General features: G+C 53.9%; 13 protein-coding genes, 2 tRNA genes, 2 rRNA genes and 1 other annotated feature. Of the genes, 13 read left to right on the top strand and 4 right to left on the bottom strand.

Annotation, left to right across the window (positions count from 1 at the left end; all coding sequences use genetic code 11):
• The first annotated feature begins 53 nt into the window (after nucleotides 1–53).
• The 6 genes from rplS (at nucleotide 54) to P0H77_RS16180 (ending at nucleotide 5,716) form a co-directional block, all read left to right on the top strand.
• Nucleotides 54–401, top strand: a complete 348-nt coding sequence (rplS, locus tag P0H77_RS16205; protein WP_006687325.1) for a 50S ribosomal protein L19 — start codon at nucleotides 54–56, stop codon at nucleotides 399–401.
• A 135-nt stretch (nucleotides 402–536) separates the two neighbouring features.
• Entirely contained in the window at nucleotides 537–941 is a 405-nt protein-coding gene (locus tag P0H77_RS16200; protein ID WP_276165155.1) for a DUF2946 domain-containing protein, read from the top strand.
• Nucleotides 942–997: 56 nt separating this feature from the next.
• Entirely contained in the window at nucleotides 998–2,353 is a 1,356-nt protein-coding gene (locus tag P0H77_RS16195; RefSeq protein WP_276158158.1) for a PepSY-associated TM helix domain-containing protein, read from the top strand.
• Nucleotides 2,354–2,573: 220 nt separating this feature from the next.
• Complete coding sequence (aroF, locus tag P0H77_RS16190) at nucleotides 2,574–3,644, top strand: 3-deoxy-7-phosphoheptulonate synthase AroF (RefSeq protein WP_194208105.1); 1,071 nt, start codon at nucleotides 2,574–2,576, stop codon at nucleotides 3,642–3,644.
• 10 nt (nucleotides 3,645–3,654) lie between these two features.
• Nucleotides 3,655–4,776, top strand: a complete 1,122-nt coding sequence (tyrA, locus tag P0H77_RS16185) for a bifunctional chorismate mutase/prephenate dehydrogenase (protein WP_276158154.1) — start codon at nucleotides 3,655–3,657, stop codon at nucleotides 4,774–4,776.
• A 67-nt stretch (nucleotides 4,777–4,843) separates the two neighbouring features.
• Nucleotides 4,844–5,716, top strand: coding sequence for an SMP-30/gluconolactonase/LRE family protein (locus tag P0H77_RS16180; protein WP_276158153.1), 873 nt, complete (start codon nucleotides 4,844–4,846; stop codon nucleotides 5,714–5,716).
• On the opposite strand, the gene pheA is transcribed toward P0H77_RS16180, so the two are convergent.
• The 4 genes from pheA to bamD all read right to left on the bottom strand — a co-directional run bounded on the left by pheA (nucleotide 5,713) and on the right by bamD (nucleotide 8,471).
• Nucleotides 5,713–6,873 (bottom strand): bifunctional chorismate mutase/prephenate dehydratase, encoded by a 1,161-nt coding sequence (gene pheA / locus P0H77_RS16175; RefSeq protein WP_276158151.1) that lies wholly within the window; start codon nucleotides 6,871–6,873, stop codon nucleotides 5,713–5,715. The two genes, P0H77_RS16180 and pheA, sit on opposite strands and share 4 nt — an antisense overlap.
• 21 nt (nucleotides 6,874–6,894) lie before the next feature.
• Nucleotides 6,895–7,020, bottom strand: a sequence feature (Phe leader region).
• Nucleotides 6,972–7,019 (bottom strand): pheA operon leader peptide PheL, encoded by a 48-nt coding sequence (gene pheL / locus P0H77_RS16170; RefSeq protein ID WP_103678196.1) that lies wholly within the window; start codon nucleotides 7,017–7,019, stop codon nucleotides 6,972–6,974. It overlaps the preceding feature by 48 nt.
• 103 nt (nucleotides 7,021–7,123) lie before the next feature.
• Complete coding sequence (gene raiA / locus P0H77_RS16165; protein ID WP_276158149.1) at nucleotides 7,124–7,474, bottom strand: ribosome-associated translation inhibitor RaiA; 351 nt, start codon at nucleotides 7,472–7,474, stop codon at nucleotides 7,124–7,126.
• A 259-nt stretch (nucleotides 7,475–7,733) separates the two neighbouring features.
• Entirely contained in the window at nucleotides 7,734–8,471 is a 738-nt protein-coding gene (bamD, locus tag P0H77_RS16160; RefSeq protein WP_276158147.1) for an outer membrane protein assembly factor BamD, read from the bottom strand.
• A 131-nt stretch (nucleotides 8,472–8,602) separates the two neighbouring features.
• Here bamD and rluD point away from each other — a divergent pair, with 131 nt between their 5' ends.
• The 7 genes from rluD to P0H77_RS16125 all read left to right on the top strand — a co-directional run bounded on the left by rluD (nucleotide 8,603) and on the right by P0H77_RS16125 (nucleotide 18,412).
• The gene (rluD, locus tag P0H77_RS16155; protein ID WP_276158145.1) at nucleotides 8,603–9,583 is read left to right on the top strand and encodes a 23S rRNA pseudouridine(1911/1915/1917) synthase RluD; all 981 of its coding nucleotides are present in this window, start codon (nucleotides 8,603–8,605) and stop codon (nucleotides 9,581–9,583) included.
• A complete protein-coding gene (gene yfiH / locus P0H77_RS16150; RefSeq protein ID WP_276158143.1) occupies nucleotides 9,580–10,311 on the top strand; it encodes a purine nucleoside phosphorylase YfiH in 732 nt (243 codons plus the stop codon). The genes rluD and yfiH overlap by 4 nt, the downstream gene beginning before the upstream one ends.
• 125 nt (nucleotides 10,312–10,436) lie before the next feature.
• The gene (gene clpB, locus P0H77_RS16145; RefSeq protein WP_276158141.1) at nucleotides 10,437–13,010 is read left to right on the top strand and encodes an ATP-dependent chaperone ClpB; all 2,574 of its coding nucleotides are present in this window, start codon (nucleotides 10,437–10,439) and stop codon (nucleotides 13,008–13,010) included.
• A gap of 453 nt (nucleotides 13,011–13,463) precedes the next feature.
• Nucleotides 13,464–15,005 (top strand): 16S ribosomal RNA (locus P0H77_RS16140).
• Between the two features lie 70 nt (nucleotides 15,006–15,075).
• Nucleotides 15,076–15,152 (top strand) — tRNA-Ile (locus P0H77_RS16135).
• A 103-nt stretch (nucleotides 15,153–15,255) separates the two neighbouring features.
• Nucleotides 15,256–15,331, top strand: a tRNA-Ala gene (locus tag P0H77_RS16130).
• A gap of 175 nt (nucleotides 15,332–15,506) precedes the next feature.
• A 23S ribosomal RNA gene (locus P0H77_RS16125) occupies nucleotides 15,507–18,412 on the top strand.
• The 16S and 23S rRNA genes sit together here with 2 tRNA genes alongside, the layout of an rRNA operon.
• Nucleotides 18,413–18,496: the final 84 nt, after the last annotated feature.

Below are 18,496 nucleotides of genomic sequence, written 5' to 3'. Positions count from 1 at the left end.
TGGGCAGGCGTAAGCCCCCAAATATCAGTTTACCCAGGATAAGAGATTAAATTATGAGCAACATTATTAAGCAACTTGAACAAGAGCAGATGAAGCAGGACGTACCTTCCTTCCGTCCGGGTGATACCGTGGAAGTGAAAGTATGGGTTGTTGAAGGTTCCAAAAAACGTCTGCAGGCATTTGAGGGCGTGGTTATCGCTATTCGTAGCCGCGGTCTGCACTCTGCATTCACTGTTCGCAAAATCTCCAACGGCGAAGGCGTTGAGCGTGTCTTCCAGACTCACTCTCCGGTAGTTGACAGCATTGCTGTTAAACGTCGTGGTGCTGTACGTAAAGCTAAACTGTACTACCTGCGTGAGCGTACTGGTAAGTCTGCTCGTATCAAAGAGCGTCTTAACTAAGATATCGCTTTCGCGACATCCATATAAAAGGGCTGGCCAGTGGGCTGGCCCTTTTTTCATCCATTGAGAACGCATTGCGTTAACTGTTTCGACATAAATCATTTACAATGTCCGCTCGCAGCGGGAGGGTAAGTGATTAACAACGCACTACGTCAGCCAGGTAAGACACGCACAGCGGCATGGCTCGCGCTGTTTGCGATCCTGCTGATCGTCGTCGCTCCGCTGATTTCCGTCTCTCTGCAACAGGATCCCATGAGTGCCATGCCAGGAATGCATCATGATATGAGCATGATGGCCGACCATGGTGAGCATAATGCGCCGACAACGATGCCTGTCGATCATGGCGAAGCCTGCGGCTACTGTGTGCTGCTGGCGCACGTTCCTGGGCTGCTTCTGGCGCTGACCATCCTGCTGTGCGCTGTGCTGCTCAGACAGAAGACGCAACCGCCGCGCCCGACCGTTAAACACTGGTATTTCTTTCCCTGGTTGTATCCCGATACCCGCGCGCCGCCGCGTGCGTCTGCTTTACCCCAATTCTGATCTGACGTTTATGCGCGCCTGCGTATAGCGCTTTTTGACTTTATCTGAGGAAAAGTATGACAACCTGCACCCCACGCGCGGTATGGATCACCCTGCTGCGGCGTCTTCATTTCTATATTGGCCTGTTTGTCGGCCCCTTTATTTTTGTTGCGGCCTTAACCGGAACGCTCTACGTCGCCACGCCTCAGCTTGAGGCGTGGATCTATGCCGATGCGCTACACGGGACTGTGCAGGGCGACAAACAGTCGCTTGCGCAGCAGATTGCGATTGCAGAGCAGGTGACAGGCGGACATTTGCCCATCCAGGCAGTGCGACCCGGGCTGGAGGCGGGCGAAACGACCCGGGTGATGTATGTCGATCCTGCATCAGGCGTGTCTGAAAGCCGGGCGATTTTTATCGATCCGGTGACGCTTGCGGTGAAAGGGGATATGACGGTTTACGGCACCAGCGGCATTTTACCGTTCCGTCAGTGGATCGACTACGCGCACCGCTCGTTGCTGCTCGGCGATATCGGCAGAAACTACAGCGAGCTGGCCGCATCGTGGATGTGGATTGCAGCGCTGGGAGGGATCACGCTGTGGTTTTTTACCCGTCCTAAACGTCGACTCAACAATCGGGTCCAGAACACTCGCCGCCTGCATGTCACGCTTGGCTGGTTGCTACTGGCGGGCATGCTGCTGTTCTCTGCGACTGGCCTGACATGGTCGCAGTGGGCGGGAGCAAACGTCGATAAAATGCGTGCTGCGTTTAACTGGCTGACGCCGCAGGTGAATACTCAGCTTCAGGGAAAGGCCGACGTTCACGATCCGCATGCGGAACACCATATGCATCACGGTGGAATGGTCATGGCGGATGATAAACCTTCTCTGGCTAATTTTGATGCGGTACTGCATGTCGCGCAGTCCGCCGGGATCGAGGCTAATAACGTCGAAATTCGTCCGGCCCGTAGCGCCGATCGTGCGTGGACCGTCACCGAAATTGACCGTCGCTGGCCGACGCAGGTAGACGCCGTCGCGGTGGACAGTGGAACCATGCAGATCGTCGACAGTACCCATTTTTCTGACTTCCCGCTGATGGCGAAGCTGACGCGCTGGGGCGTGGATTTTCATATGGGTATTTTATTTGGTCTGCCTAACCAGCTGCTGCTGATCGCCTTTGGCATCGCGCTGTGCGTGAGCATTGTTGTTGGCTACCGCTTATGGTGGATCCGCCGTCCGGCTGCTGGTGCATTAACCCCACTATGGCAAAGCGTGGCGCAGCTATCCATAGCGGGGCGGGTGTGTATGCTGATCGGCGCGCTTGCGCTGGGAACGGCGATGCCGGTAATGGGCGCCAGTTTGCTGATTTTTGTGTTGATTGACTATCTGCGCTGGAGAAAAAGCAGTCAACGGATAGCCAGTCAAAGCGTATAAGACTTCTGATGTGCGAAGCCTGAGAGACCGGCTCAGGCTTTTGCACATTAATGATGTAAAGTATTGGTTACAGTATTGATAGCCTGAAAAGGAGATTATTTTACTTGTGTAAACTAAAGTGTACGTATTTTGTATTGAATTCTTTACCGTTTGTGGTATCGTGAATTTCTCCTCTGCTGAGGATCCTTTTATCGCAAACGAGCCAGACAGGATTGCCATCATGCAAAAAGACGCGCTGAACAACGTACATATCGCCGACGAACAGATTTTAATTACCCCGGATCAGCTGAAAGCCGAGTTCCCGCTCAGCGCAGCGCAGGAAGCGCAGATCGCGCAATCGCGTAAAACCATCTCCGACATCATTGCCGGACGCGATCCTCGTTTACTGGTAGTGTGCGGCCCCTGTTCTATTCACGATCCGGAAACGGCACTGGAATACGCTCGTCGATTTAAAACCCTTGCCGCAGAGGTCAGCGATAGCCTCTACCTGGTAATGCGCGTCTATTTTGAGAAACCCCGTACCACCGTCGGCTGGAAAGGATTGATTAACGATCCACACATGGATGGTTCGTTTGATGTTGAAGCCGGTCTGAAAATTGCGCGTCACCTGCTGGTGGATCTGGTCAATATGGGGCTGCCGCTGGCAACCGAAGCGCTGGATCCTAATAGCCCGCAGTACCTGGGCGATCTGTTTAGCTGGTCAGCCATCGGCGCACGCACGACCGAATCGCAAACTCACCGCGAAATGGCGTCTGGTTTATCCATGCCGGTGGGCTTTAAGAACGGCACCGACGGCAGTCTGGCAACCGCCATTAACGCGATGCGTGCTGCGGCGCAATCCCACCGCTTTGTCGGGATTAACCAGGCGGGCCAGGTCTGTCTGCTGCAAACCCAGGGCAACCCGGATGGTCACGTGATCCTGCGCGGCGGCAAAGCGCCGAACTACAGTCCGGCAGACGTGGCGCAGTGTGAAAAAGAGATGGCTCAGGCGGGACTCAAGCCCTCTCTGATGATAGATTGCAGCCATGGGAATTCTAATAAGGACTACCGCCGTCAGCCCGCAGTTGCGGAATCCGCGGTTGCACAAATCAAAGATGGTAACCGTTCCATCATCGGCCTGATGATTGAAAGTAATATTCATGAAGGGAACCAGTCTTCTGAGCAGCCGCGTAGCGCAATGCAATACGGCGTTTCCGTCACCGATGCCTGCATCAGTTGGGAAACGACCGATGCGTTACTGCGCGAAATCGATCGCGATTTGAAGGGCCACATGGCGGCGCGTCTGGCATAAGAGGTTGGTTATGGTTGCTGAGTTGACCGCGTTACGCGATCAAATTGATGAAGTGGATAAGGCGCTGCTGGGGCTGCTGGCTAAGCGTCTGGCGCTGGTAGCCGAAGTGGGTGAAGTAAAAAGCCAGTTCGGCCTGCCGATTTATGTTCCTGAGCGTGAAGCCTCCATGCTCGCCTCGCGGCGTAAAGAAGCTGAGACGCTGGGCGTGCCGCCGGATTTGATCGAAGATGTGCTGCGCCGCGTGATGCGGGAATCCTATTCCAGCGAAAACGACAAAGGCTTCAAAACGCTCTGTCCGACGCTGCGGCCGGTAGTCATCGTCGGCGGCGCGGGTCAAATGGGACGCCTGTTTGAAAAAATGCTCACCCTCTCCGGCTACCGGGTAAAAATCCTTGAAAAAGAGGACTGGGCGCGGGCGGAGGAGATTGTCGCCGATGCGGGAATGGTGATTGTCAGCGTGCCAATCCATGCGACGGAGCAGATTATTCACCAGCTGCCGACGCTGCCGGAAGACTGTATCCTGGTGGACCTGGCCTCGGTGAAAAACGGGCCGTTGCAGGCGATGCTCGCCGCGCATAAAGGTCCGGTGCTCGGGCTGCATCCAATGTTTGGCCCGGACAGCGGTAGCCTTGCCAAGCAGGTGGTGGTGTGGTGCGATGGCCGTCAGCCGGAAGCCTACCAGTGGTTCCTTGAGCAAATCCAGGTCTGGGGCGCGCGATTGCACCGTATCAGCGCGGTGGAACACGATCAGAACATGGCGTTTATCCAGGCGCTGCGCCACTTTGCGACGTTCGCCTATGGGCTGCATCTGGCGGAAGAGAACGTGCAGCTGGAGCAGCTTCTCGCGCTCTCTTCGCCGATTTATCGTCTGGAACTGGCTATGGTGGGACGCCTGTTTGCCCAGGACCCGCAGCTTTACGCCGACATTATTATGGCGTCAGGCGATAACCTTGCGCTCATCAAGCGTTACTACCAGCGCTTTGGCGATGCCATTCAGCTTCTGGAACATGGCGACAAGCAAGCCTTTATCGACAGCTTTCGCAAAGTTGAACACTGGTTCGGCGATTACGCGCAGCGTTTCCAGAGCGAAAGCCGGGGTCTACTGCGCCAGGCGAATGATAGCCGTCAGTAATTAAAAATCCTGTATATACTCAAAAGCCAGAGGGGAGACCCGCTGGCTTTTTTATTAGGGAGAAGACATGGCTGTACTGCAACCACTGTTTGAATATACCGGGCATCTGCCGGAATGCCCGACCTGGAGCGAAGAGGAACAGGCGCTCTACTGGGCCGATATTATTGAAGGCGAAATTCATCGTTTTCACCCGCAAAGTGGTGATCATCAGGTGCTTTGCTTTCCTGAAGAAGTGGGCTGTTTTGCGCTCAGGGAGAAGGGTGGTTTCATCGTTGCGTTACGCAATGCTATCTGGCTGACGGATGCGCGCGGCCTGCTGACGCACAAGGTGTGTGATAACCCATCCAACCCCCAACTGGCGCGTTTCAATGACGGTGGCACCGATCGGAACGGGCGTTTTTATGCGGGCACGTTCTGGTCTCCCGGCGATTATAACGGTGCGCTGCTGGTGAGAGTGGATAACGATCTCACCCCGCATGTGATCCAGAGCGATATTCGGGGTGCCAACGGACTTGCTTTTAGCGAAGATGAAAAGTGGATGTACAGCTCCGATACGCCCAATAACGTTATTTACCGTACGCCGCTGGACCACCAGGGTAGGCCGGGGCAGCGTGAAATCTTCCGTCAGTTCGCGGAGGGGGAGGGGAGTCCGGACGGCGCGGCGGTAGATGTTGAGGGTTGCTACTGGAGTGCGATGTTTGACGGCTGGCGCATTGCCCGCTTTTCACCGCAGGGCGAACAGCTGGAGGAGTACCGGCTACCTGTGCGCTGTCCGACGATGATCTGCTTTGGCGGTCCGGAGATGAAAACGCTGTTTATTACCACCACGCGGGAAAATATGGACGCGCAGGAAGTGGCGCAATATCCGCTCTCCGGCGCGATCTTCACCCTGCCTGTGAATGTGGCAGGGGTGAAGAAACGGCCGTTTATTGAAGGTTAAACCGGATCGACCGGCACCACGTTTTCACTCGGATAGCAGCCTAACACTTTCATAGAACGGGTGATTGCAGCCAGCTCTTTAAGCGCGTCCTGCATCGGCCGTGATTCGAGATTGGCCTGGATATCCAGATAAAACATCTCTTCCCACGGGTTGCCGTAAATCGGCCGCGATTCCAGTTTGGTCATGATCAAATTGTGGTTGCGCAGCACCAGTAACGCCTCCACCAGCGCGCCAGCCTGCTGGCCGGTGGCGATCAGCAGCGTGGTTTTCGCCGGCACCTGCTCTGAAACGTCGATGGCCTTGCGCGCCAGTACCACAAAGCGGGTGAAATTCTGGCTCTGATTAGCCTGGATACGCTCCAGCACCTGCAAACCGTAAAGCGCGCCGCCCGCTTCGCTACCGAGTGCGGCCGCCTCACCGGATGCCGCCTGCGCCACTTTCTCCATTGCTGCCGACGTGCTTTCGGTATATTCAATCTTCCAGTGTGGATAGCGATTAATAAATTGACTGCACTGCTGGAACGGCTGCGGATGGCTGTAAACCGTCTTGATTTTATTAACGTCAGTGGTGGCCGAAACCAGCAGGCAGTGATCGATAGTCACCGTCATTTCCCCGACAATAGAGAGCGAAGTGTGCTGGAGCAGATCGTAAACATCGTTGATCGAGCCGGAGCTGGTATTTTCAATCGGCACCACCGCGTAATCAGCTTGCCCGGTTTCGACCTGATTAAAAATGTCGGCGAATTTCGCACAGCCGCTTTCAATAAACTGAGCAAAGTGGCGCGCGGCATACTGACGCGCCGCCAGATGAGAATAAGAGCCTTTGGGACCCAGAAAGGCAACACGTGCCGAATGCGGATTGGTTTTATTCAGGTGCTGCTGAAGGAGAGCCTGCTGAGTCAGGACGGAATCTTCAATAATCAGATGGAACAGACGGGTAATGTAATGGGCGTCAAGTTGGTGGGTTTTTCCAAGCTGAATGAGCCTCTCCAGCAACGCACGCTCGCGGTCGATATCACGCACCGGGCGATGGGAAGTAAGCTTCGCTTTGCCCACTTCCACGGCCAGCCCACGGCGCTCGGCCAGTAATGCCAGTAATTGTTCATCCAGCGCGCTGATTTTATCGCGCAGGGTCAGTAACGGGTTTTCCTCAGTCATAATCTCGCCTGTCTCATGTCCATAAAAAAGGCCCCCCGGAGTGGGAGGCCTTATTGTTCGTCTTCGCATTCTTTATCATACGACGAAACGCCTCCCGTTCAGGGGAAGGTAAAAAAGAATGCGAAGAAAAACGGGATGATTTTCATAGTGAATTCCTGATGTCGGTTTACGTAAAGTACCCGCTCTGTTTTCACTCTGTCAACAAAAAACGCGCCCGGAGGCGCGTTGGCGATACACTCAATATAAGGGATTACTTCTCTTCTTCTTCAACTTCTTCTTCAACGAAGTTGGCGTCTCTCACCGACGTGGTGGCACGGCGCGCTTCGCCTTTGTGCTGCACTTTATTGAGCTGCCGTTCCAGCTTGTTGATCAATTCGTTAATGGCGGCGTACATATCTCCATGTTTGGCGCTGGCAACAAGGTGTCCATTAGGCGTATTCATTGTTGCATCAGCAGTAAACCCCTGCGGTTCTTTTGACAGAATAATGTGCGGGTTTATCAGGTGAGTTTGCCATTTATCAAGTTTGGCGAGACGGTCGGCGACATGTTGGCGTATTGCCGGGGTGATTTCCATTTGCTTGCTGGTAATGTTCACTGTCATAAATTTTACCTCTTGTCTTTCCGTCTTGGTAACTTCAGCATAACGTTCCTAATTGCAATTTGCGTGATTAAAATCACATTTTTTTGTCACTTTTTGTCAACGACGACTTTTTGTGAGGCAGAACATGGAGAGGCGTTTTTTTGCTTGAAGTCACGTAAATTACCCGCCATATTTGATGGGATGATTTGAGTGGAAACGCTCAGCAAACGGTAAAAAAAACGGCAGCCTCCGGGCTGCCGTTTTGTCTTTCCGGGGGAAATCAGGTGTTGCTGCTGTTGGCGGCAATAATTTTCGCCACTTTCTCAGCCTGAGTATTCATCTGCATTTCACGGTAAGCGTTTTCCATCAACGGCAGAGCGTCGCGAGTGGCCTGGGTATCAGGATAGTCGCGCAGCATACCCTCCACACGGTTAACGACGGCGACCCACGCGCCACGCTGGGTATAATATTCCGCAACGGAGTATTCATACTTAGACAGACGATCTTTCAGGAACACCAGACGCTTAGTGGCATCGGTCACATACTGGCTGTTCGGGTAACCACGCACCAGTTTAGAGAAATCGTTAAACGCATCGCGGGCATGCAGCGGATCGCGATCGCTACGATCGACGCCGAAGAAGCCCTGAAGTGCGCTATCGTCCAGCGCCATATTGGTTAATCCACGCATATACATCACATAGTCGATGTTAGGATGGGTTGGATTCAGACGCATAAAGCGATCGATAGAGGCCTGGGCCAGCGGCAGATCCGCATTCTTATAATATGCGTAGATCAGATCCAACTGCACTTGCTGAGAGTAAGGACCGAAGGGATAACGATTATCCAGCGCTTCCAGTTGCGTTATTGCTTGTTTCCAGTTACCGTCCTGCAGTTTTTGCTGAGCAGTCGCGTAGATTTCCGCTGGCGGATTATCAGGTACCTCTTCCTTTGAGCCGGAGCACCCCACCAAAGCCAGGCTCAGTGTGGCTGCTGCCACCAGATATTTCATGCGCGTCATGACGTTTTGACTTCCTCAGAATGTTTATGCGGGAGATTAACTGTTCCTGCTCCCGATTAAGACCAGCTACAATAGCACACTATATTATACGGCAAAGCCGTAAAACCCAACGTTAAACGAAGAAGCTGTCTATGGCACAACTAGTACAACTCACCGCAACGGTGTCCGAAACTCAACTCGGTCAACGCTTAGATCAGGCTTTGGCCGAATTGTTCCCTGATTATTCGCGATCGCGAATAAAAGATTGGATCCTCGGTCAACAAGTGCAGGTCAACGGCAAAATTTGCGACAAACCGAAAGAAAAAGTGTTGGGTGGCGAAAGCGTCGCCATCAATGCTGAAATTGAAGAGGAAGCCCGCTTCGAGCCGCAGGATATCCCGCTGAATATCGTCTACGAAGACGACGACATCCTTGTTATTAATAAACCGCGCGATTTCGTGGTCCACCCTGGCGCGGGCAACCCGGATGGGACAGTACTGAATGCGCTGCTGCATTACTATCCGCCGATTGTCGATGTTCCGCGTGCGGGTATCGTTCACCGTCTGGATAAAGACACTACCGGTCTGATGGTAGTGGCAAAAACGGTCCCGGCGCAAACCCGGCTGGTGGAGTCGCTGCAGCTGCGGGAAATTACCCGCGAATACGAAGCGGTGGCGATTGGCCATATGACGGCGGGCGGGACGGTAAGCGAGCCGATCAGCCGTCACCCGACGAAACGTACCCATATGTCCGTTCATCCGATGGGCAAACCAGCGGTCACGCACTATCGCATCATGGAACATTTCCGCATTCATACGCGCCTGCGTTTGCGTCTGGAAACCGGCCGTACTCACCAGATCCGCGTGCATATGTCGCACATCACACATCCACTGGTCGGCGATCAGCTCTACGGTGGTCGCCCGCGTCCGCCGAAAGGCGCCTCGGACGCATTTATTAGCGAACTGCGCAAATTCGATCGTCAGGCGCTGCACGCGACCATGTTGCGTCTGTATCATCCCATCAGCGGGATTGAGATGGAATGGCATGCGCCGATCCCGCAGGATATGATCGATCTTATTGCCGCTATGCGCGCCGATTTTGAAGAACATAAGGATGATGTTGCCTGGCTATGACAAATGTGATCGTCCCGCAATGGCCCGCGCCGGAAGGCGTGGGGGCCTGTAGCTCTACGCGCATCGGCGGCGTCAGCCTGCCGCCGTATGACTCTCTGAATCTGGGCGCTCACTGTGGCGACAACCCGGAACACGTTGAGGAGAATCGCAGACGGCTGTTCGCTGCGGGCGGTCTGCCTTCAAAGCCCGTCTGGCTTGAACAGGGTCACGGTACGGCGGTGTTGCCGCTGACCGGCGGGCCATATCCTTCTAAACGTGCTGACGCGTCGTATAGCGCGACGCCCGGCACCGTGTGTGCGGTCATGACTGCGGATTGCCTGCCTGTTTTGTTCTGTAATCGGGCAGGAACCGAAGTGGCCGCGGCGCATGCAGGGTGGCGCGGGTTATGTGAAGGCGTGCTGGAAGAGACCATTGCATGCTTTCGTGACAAGCCAGAAAATATTCTGGCCTGGCTTGGGCCGGCTATCGGTCCTGAGGCGTTTGAAGTCGGCGCAGAAGTGCGTGAGGCTTTTATGGCAAAAGCGGCTGAAGCCGACAGTGCATTTCGTCCCGCCGGTGAGAAATATTTCGCCGATATATACCTGCTGGCCCGCCAGCGGCTGGCTCGCGCCGGGGTGACTCACCTCTATGGCGGGGACCGCTGCACGTTTAATGAAAAGCAGAAATTTTTCTCTTATCGACGCGACAAAACAACGGGCCGAATGGCAAGTTTCATTTGGCTGAGATAACCTATAGAATCAAGACGATCCAGACGTAACTTTTTTTTCACATATTCAGGTCTTTAACCTTGAATAATTGAGGGATGACCTCATTTAATCTCCAGTAGCAAATTTGACCTGTTATGGGAGGAATCATGCGTCTGGATCGTCTTACCAACAAATTCCAGCTTGCTCTTGCCGATGCCCAGTCTCTTGCACTTGGGCAAGACAACCAGTTTATCGAACCCCTGCACTTAATGAGCGCCTTGCTGAATCAGGAAGGGGGATCGGTGCGTCCTTTACTCACTTCGGCTGGCGTAAATGCCGGTCAGCTTCGTACGGCTATCGATCAGGCGTTAAGCCGTTTACCGCAGGTGGAAGGCACCGGCGGCGACGTGCAACCGTCTCAGGATCTGGTGCGCGTACTGAATCTTTGCGACAAGCTGGCGCAAAAACGGGGTGACAACTTTATCTCGTCGGAACTGTTTGTTCTGGCGGCGCTTGAATCACGCGGTACGCTGACCGACCTGCTAAAATCGGCCGGGGCGACGACGGCGAATGTGACGCAGGCGATTGAACACATGCGCGGAGGTGACAGCGTGAACGATCAGGGGGCCGAAGACCAGCGTCAGGCCCTGAAAAAATATACCGTCGATCTGACCGAACGTGCCGAGCAGGGCAAACTTGATCCGGTCATTGGCCGCGATGAAGAAATACGCCGTACGATCCAGGTTCTGCAACGACGTACCAAAAATAACCCGGTATTGATTGGTGAGCCTGGGGTCGGTAAAACCGCCATTGTGGAAGGACTGGCGCAGCGTATCGTTAACGGCGAAGTGCCGGAGGGCTTAAAAGGCCGTCGGGTGCTGGCGCTGGATATGGGTGCGCTGGTGGCGGGGGCAAAATACCGCGGCGAATTCGAAGAGCGGTTGAAAGGCGTGCTTAACGATCTGTCAAAACAGGAAGGCAATGTGATCCTGTTTATCGACGAACTGCACACCATGGTTGGCGCAGGGAAAGCGGACGGCGCGATGGACGCCGGTAACATGCTCAAACCAGCGCTGGCCCGCGGCGAGCTGCACTGCGTGGGTGCCACGACGCTGGACGAATATCGTCAGTACATTGAAAAAGATGCGGCGCTGGAACGTCGTTTCCAGAAGGTGTTCGTTGCCGAGCCGTCGGTGGAAGACACCATCGCGATCCTGCGCGGCCTGAAAGAACGTTATGAACTGCACCATCACGTGCAGATCACCGACCCGGCAATTGTTGCGGCGGCCACGTTATCGCATCGCTATATTGCGGACCGCCAACTGCCGGATAAAGCAATCGACCTGATTGACGAAGCCGCATCCAGCATTCGTATGCAGATCGACTCGAAGCCCGAAGAGCTGGACCGTCTGGATCGCCGCATCATTCAGTTGAAGCTGGAACAGCAGGCGCTGAAAAAAGAGTCAGATGATGCCAGTCTGAAGCGTCTGGATATGCTTAACGAAGAGTTGAGTGAGAAAGAGCGTCAGTATTCTGAACTGGAAGAAGAGTGGAAAGCGGAGAAAGCCTCTCTTTCCGGAACCCAGACCATCAAAGCCGAACTGGAGCAGGCGAAAATCGCCATCGAACAGGCGCGGCGCGTGGGCGATCTGGCGCGGATGTCCGAACTTCAGTACGGCAAAATTCCCGAACTGGAAAAACAGCTGGCGGCAGCGACCCAGTCTGAAGGTAGAACCATGCGCCTGCTGCGTAATAAAGTCACCGATGCAGAAATTGCCGAGGTGCTGGCGCGCTGGACGGGAATCCCCGTCGCCAGAATGCTCGAAGGCGAGCGTGAGAAACTGCTGCGTATGGAGCAGGAGCTGCATAGCCGTGTGATTGGGCAGAATGAAGCCGTTGAGGCTGTGTCGAACGCCATTCGCCGTAGCCGTGCAGGCCTGTCCGATCCAAACCGTCCGATTGGTTCGTTCCTGTTTCTGGGGCCGACCGGCGTGGGTAAAACGGAGCTGTGTAAAGCGCTGGCTAACTTTATGTTCGACAGCGATGACGCAATGGTGCGTATCGATATGTCCGAGTTTATGGAGAAACACTCTGTTTCACGGCTGGTCGGTGCGCCTCCGGGATACGTCGGCTATGAAGAGGGTGGGTATCTGACGGAAGCGGTGCGTCGTCGTCCTTATTCCGTCATCCTGCTGGATGAAGTAGAGAAGGCGCATCCGGACGTATTCAACATTCTGCTACAGGTACTTGACGATGGACGTCTGACTGACGGGCAGGGGAGAACGGTCGACTTCCGTAATACGGTAGTGATTATGACGTCAAACCTGGGATCCGACCTGATTCAGGAACGCTTTGGCGATCTGGACTATGGCAGCATGAAGGAACTGGTGCTTGGGGTGGTCAGCCATAACTTCCGGCCGGAATTCATTAACCGTATCGATGAAGTGGTTGTGTTCCATCCATTAGGTGAAAAACACATCGCGTCGATTGCGCAGATCCAGCTGCAACGTTTGTATAAACGTCTGGAGGAGCGTGGCTATGAAGTTCACATCTCTGACGAGGCGCTGCAATTGCTTAGCCAGAATGGTTACGATCCGGTGTATGGTGCACGTCCTTTAAAACGTGCTATTCAGCAGCAGATCGAAAACCCGCTGGCGCAGCAGATCCTTTCCGGGGCGTTAATACCGGGTAAGGCTATCAAGCTGGTGGTACAGGATGAGCGTATCGCTGCCGTACAGTAAGTAGTAGAAAAAGAGAAAACGGGCCCTTTGGGCCCGTTTTTGTTTAAATAAACCGCAATTAAAGAGCTTTTAAGCTGTTCTTGCCTGGAAAATAAGCAAACGGTAATTTTTTCGAAGTTTATACTTGTCAGCCCGGAATAACTCCCTATAATGCGCCTCCACTGACACGGAACAACGGCACGCAAGCCGCCGGGTCAGCGGGGTTCAACTGAGAACGCCGACAAAGAAAAGCAAAAATAAATGCTTGACTCTGAAAGAGGAAAGCGTAATATACGCCACCTCGCGACGGTGAGCTGTAAGCCGCGTCGCAACTGCTCTTTAACAATTTATCAGACAATCTGTGTGGGCACTCGAAGATACGGATTCTTAAATGCCGAAAGGCAAAAAGAAATACCAAGTCTCAGAGTGAACACGTAATTCATTACGAAGTTTAATTCTTTGAGCATCAAACTTAAATTGAAGAGTTTGATCATGGCTCAGATTGAACGCTGGCGGCAGGCCTAACACATGCAAGTCGAACGGTAACAGGAAGCAGCTTGCTGCTTCGCTGACGAGTGGCGGACGGGTGAGTAATGTCTGGGAAACTGCCTGATGGAGGGGGATAACTACTGGAAACGGTAGCTAATACCGCATAACGTCTTCGGACCAAAGAGGGGGACCTTCGGGCCTCTTGCCATCGGATGTGCCCAGATGGGATTAGCTGGTTGGTGGGGTAACGGCTCACCAAGGCGACGATCCCTAGCTGGTCTGAGAGGATGACCAGCCACACTGGAACTGAGACACGGTCCAGACTCCTACGGGAGGCAGCAGTGGGGAATATTGCACAATGGGCGCAAGCCTGATGCAGCCATGCCGCGTGTATGAAGAAGGCCTTCGGGTTGTAAAGTACTTTCAGCGGGGAGGAAGGCGATGTGGTTAATAACCACGTTGATTGACGTTACCCGCAGAAGAAGCACCGGCTAACTCCGTGCCAGCAGCCGCGGTAATACGGAGGGTGCAAGCGTTAATCGGAATTACTGGGCGTAAAGCGCACGCAGGCGGTCTGACAAGTCGGATGTGAAATCCCCGGGCTCAACCCGGGAACTGCATTCGAAACTGTCAGACTGGAGTCTTGTAGAGGGGGGTAGAATTCCAGGTGTAGCGGTGAAATGCGTAGAGATCTGGAGGAATACCGGTGGCGAAGGCGGCCCCCTGGACAAAGACTGACGCTCAGGTGCGAAAGCGTGGGGAGCAAACAGGATTAGATACCCTGGTAGTCCACGCCGTAAACGATGTCGACTTGGAGGTTGTGCCCTTGAGGCGTGGCTTCCGGAGCTAACGCGTTAAGTCGACCGCCTGGGGAGTACGGCCGCAAGGTTAAAACTCAAATGAATTGACGGGGGCCCGCACAAGCGGTGGAGCATGTGGTTTAATTCGATGCAACGCGAAGAACCTTACCTGGTCTTGACATCCACGGAAGAATCCAGAGATGGATTTGTGCCTTCGGGAACCGTGAGACAGGTGCTGCATGGCTGTCGTCAGCTCGTGTTGTGAAATGTTGGGTTAAGTCCCGCAACGAGCGCAACCCTTATCCTTTGTTGCCAGCGGTCCGGCCGGGAACTCAAAGGAGACTGCCAGTGATAAACTGGAGGAAGGTGGGGATGACGTCAAGTCATCATGGCCCTTACGACCAGGGCTACACACGTGCTACAATGGCATATACAAAGAGAAGCGACCTCGCGAGAGCAAGCGGACCTCATAAAGTATGTCGTAGTCCGGATCGGAGTCTGCAACTCGACTCCGTGAAGTCGGAATCGCTAGTAATCGTGGATCAGAATGCCACGGTGAATACGTTCCCGGGCCTTGTACACACCGCCCGTCACACCATGGGAGTGGGTTGCAAAAGAAGTAGGTAGCTTAACCTTCGGGAGGGCGCTTACCACTTTGTGATTCATGACTGGGGTGAAGTCGTAACAAGGTAACCGTAGGGGAACCTGCGGTTGGATCACCTCCTTACCTTAAAGAAACGTTCTTTGTAGTGCTCACACAGATTGTCTGATGAAAACGGGCAGTAAAAAATCTCTGCAGGCTTGTAGCTCAGGTGGTTAGAGCGCACCCCTGATAAGGGTGAGGTCGGTGGTTCAAGTCCACTCAGGCCTACCAAATTCGTCCTGATACTGCGTTGTGAAACGACTCGCATACCTGAGTATGCTTCGCCGTTCCACGCCTTGCCTCAGGAAAAATTGCGGTGAGCGAGATTTACGATGGGGCTATAGCTCAGCTGGGAGAGCGCCTGCTTTGCACGCAGGAGGTCTGCGGTTCGATCCCGCATAGCTCCACCATCCTTTACTGTCCGGAACATGAAAACTTCAGAGTGTACCTGAGAAGGTATGCTGCGAAGTTTTGCTCTTTAAAAATCTGGATCAAGCTGAAAATTGAAAAACACTGAACAACGCGAGTTGTTCGTGGGTCTCTCAAATTTTCGCAACACTGAAGTGAAACAGCTTCGGGTTGTGAGGTTAAGCGACTAAGCGTACACGGTGGATGCCCTGGCAGTCAGAGGCGATGAAGGGCGTGCTAATCTGCGATAAGCGCCGGTAAGGTGATATGAACCGTTATACCCGGCGATACCCGAATGGGGAAACCCAGTGCAATCCGTTGCACTATCGTTAAGTGAATACATAGCTTAACGAGGCGAACCGGGGGAACTGAAACATCTAAGTACCCCGAGGAAAAGAAATCAACCGAGATTCCCCCAGTAGCGGCGAGCGAACGGGGAGGAGCCCGGAGTCTGAATCAGCGTGTGTGGTAGTGGAACGGTCTGGAAAGTCCGGCGGTACAGGGTGATAGTCCCGTACACAAAATCACACATGCTGTGAACTCGAAGAGTAGGGCGGGACACGTGGTATCCTGTCTGAATATGGGGGGACCATCCTCCAAGGCTAAATACTCCTGACTGACCGATAGTGAACCAGTACCGTGAGGGAAAGGCGAAAAGAACCCCGGCGAGGGGAGTGAAAAAGAACCTGAAACCGTGTACGTACAAGCAGTGGGAGCCTCCTTGTGGGGTGACTGCGTACCTTTTGTATAATGGGTCAGCGACTTATATTCTGTAGCAAGGTTAACCGTATAGGGGAGCCGGAGGGAAACCGAGTCTTAATTGGGCGTTAAGTTGCAGGGTATAGACCCGAAACCCGGTGATCTAGCCATGGGCAGGTTGAAGGTTGGGTAACACTAACTGGAGGACCGAACCGACTAATGTTGAAAAATTAGCGGATGACCTGTGGCTGGGGGTGAAAGGCCAATCAAACCGGGAGATAGCTGGTTCTCCCCGAAAGCTATTTAGGTAGCGCCTCGTGAACTCATCTTCGGGGGTAGAGCACTGTTTCGGCCAGGGGGTCATCCCGACTTACCGATCCGATGCAAACTGCGAATACCGAAGAATGTTATCACGGGAGACACACGGCGGGTGCTAACGTCCGTCGTGAAGAGGGAAACAACCCAGACCGCCAGCTAAGGTCCCAAAGTCATGGTTAAGTGGGAAACGATGTGGGAAGGCCCAGACAGCCAGGATGTTGGCTTAGAAGCAGCCATCATTTAAAGAAAGCGTAATAGCTCACTGGTCGAGTCGGCCTGCGCGGAAGATGTAACGGGGCTAAACCATGCACCGAAGCTGCGGCAGCGACGCTTATGCGTTGTTGGGTAGGGGAGCGTTCTGTAAGCCGTTGAAGGTGGCCTGTGAGGGCTGCTGGAGGTATCAGAAGTGCGAATGCTGACATAAGTAACGATAATGCGGGTGAAAAACCCGCACGCCGGAAGACCAAGGGTTCCTGTCCAACGTTAATCGGGGCAGGGTGAGTCGACCCCTAAGGCGAGGCCGAAAGGCGTAGTCGATGGGAAACGGGTTAATATTCCCGTACTTGGTGTTACTGCGAAGGGGGGACGGAGAAGGCTATGTCGGCCGGGCGACGGTTGTCCCGGTTTAAGCGTGAAGGTGGTGCGACCAGGTAAATCCGGTTGCGCATTAACACTGAGGCGTGATGACGAGGCACTACGGTGCTGAAGTGACAAATGCCCTGCTTCCAGGAAAAGCCTCTAAGCATCAGGTAACACGAAATCGTACCCCAAACCGACACAGGTGGTCAGGTAGAGAATACCAAGGCGCTTGAGAGAACCCGGGTGAAGGAACTAGGCAAAATGGTGCCGTAACTTCGGGAGAAGGCACGCTGGTGCGTAGGTGAAGTGACTTGCTCACGGAGCTGAAACCAGTCGAAGATACCAGCTGGCTGCAACTGTTTATTAAAAACACAGCACTGTGCAAACACGAAAGTGGACGTATACGGTGTGACGCCTGCCCGGTGCCGGAAGGTTAATTGATGGGGTTATCGCAAGAGAAGCTCCTGATCGAAGCCCCGGTAAACGGCGGCCGTAACTATAACGGTCCTAAGGTAGCGAAATTCCTTGTCGGGTAAGTTCCGACCTGCACGAATGGCGTAATGATGGCCAGGCTGTCTCCACCCGGGACTCAGTGAAATTGAACTCGCTGTGAAGATGCAGTGTACCCGCGGCAAGACGGAAAGACCCCGTGAACCTTTACTATAGCTTGACACTGAACACTGGTCCTTGATGTGTAGGATAGGTGGGAGGCTTTGAAGTGTGGACGCCAGTCTGCATGGAGCCATCCTTGAAATACCACCCTTTAATGGCTGGTGTTCTAACGTGGGCCCGTAATCCGGGTTGCGGACAGTGTCTGGTGGGTAGTTTGACTGGGGCGGTCTCCTCCTAAAGCGTAACGGAGGAGCACGAAGGTCAGCTAATCCTGGTCGGACATCAGGAGGTTAGTGCAATGGCATAAGCTGGCTTGACTGCGAGCGTGACGGCGCGAGCAGGTGCGAAAGCAGGTCATAGTGATCCGGTGGTTCTGAATGGAAGGGCCATCGCTCAACGGATAAAAGGTACTCCGGGGATAACAGGCTGATACCGCCCAAGAGTTCATATCGACGGCGGTGTTTGGCACCTCGATGTCGGCTCATCACATCCTGGGGCTGAAGTAGGTCCCAAGGGTATGGCTGTTCGCCATTTAAAGTGGTACGCGAGCTGGGTTTAGAACGTCGTGAGACAGTTCGGTCCCTATCTGCCGTGGGCGCTGGAGAACTGAGGGGGGCTGCTCCTAGTACGAGAGGACCGGAGTGGACGCATCACTGGTGTTCGGGTTGTCATGCCAATGGCACTGCCCGGTAGCTAAATGCGGAAGAGATAAGTGCTGAAAGCATCTAAGCACGAAACTTGCCCCGAGATGAGTTCTCCCTGAGACTTTAAGTCTCCTGAAGGAACGTTGAAGACGACGACGTTGATAGGCCGGGTGTGTAAGCGCAGCGATGCGTTGAGCTAACCGGTACTAATGAACCGTGGGGCTTAACCTTACAACGCCGAAGCTGTTTTGGCGGATTTGAGAGAGATTTTCAGCCTGAACCAGATTAATCAGTGTGCGGAATGCACCCTGATAA

This window comes from Superficieibacter sp. HKU1, from assembly GCF_029319185.1.
In the GTDB taxonomy this organism is placed as follows: Bacteria; Pseudomonadota; Gammaproteobacteria; order Enterobacterales; family Enterobacteriaceae; genus Superficieibacter.
Note: the sequence above shows the minus strand (reverse complement) of the source record. Positions and strands in the feature narration are given on the sequence as shown.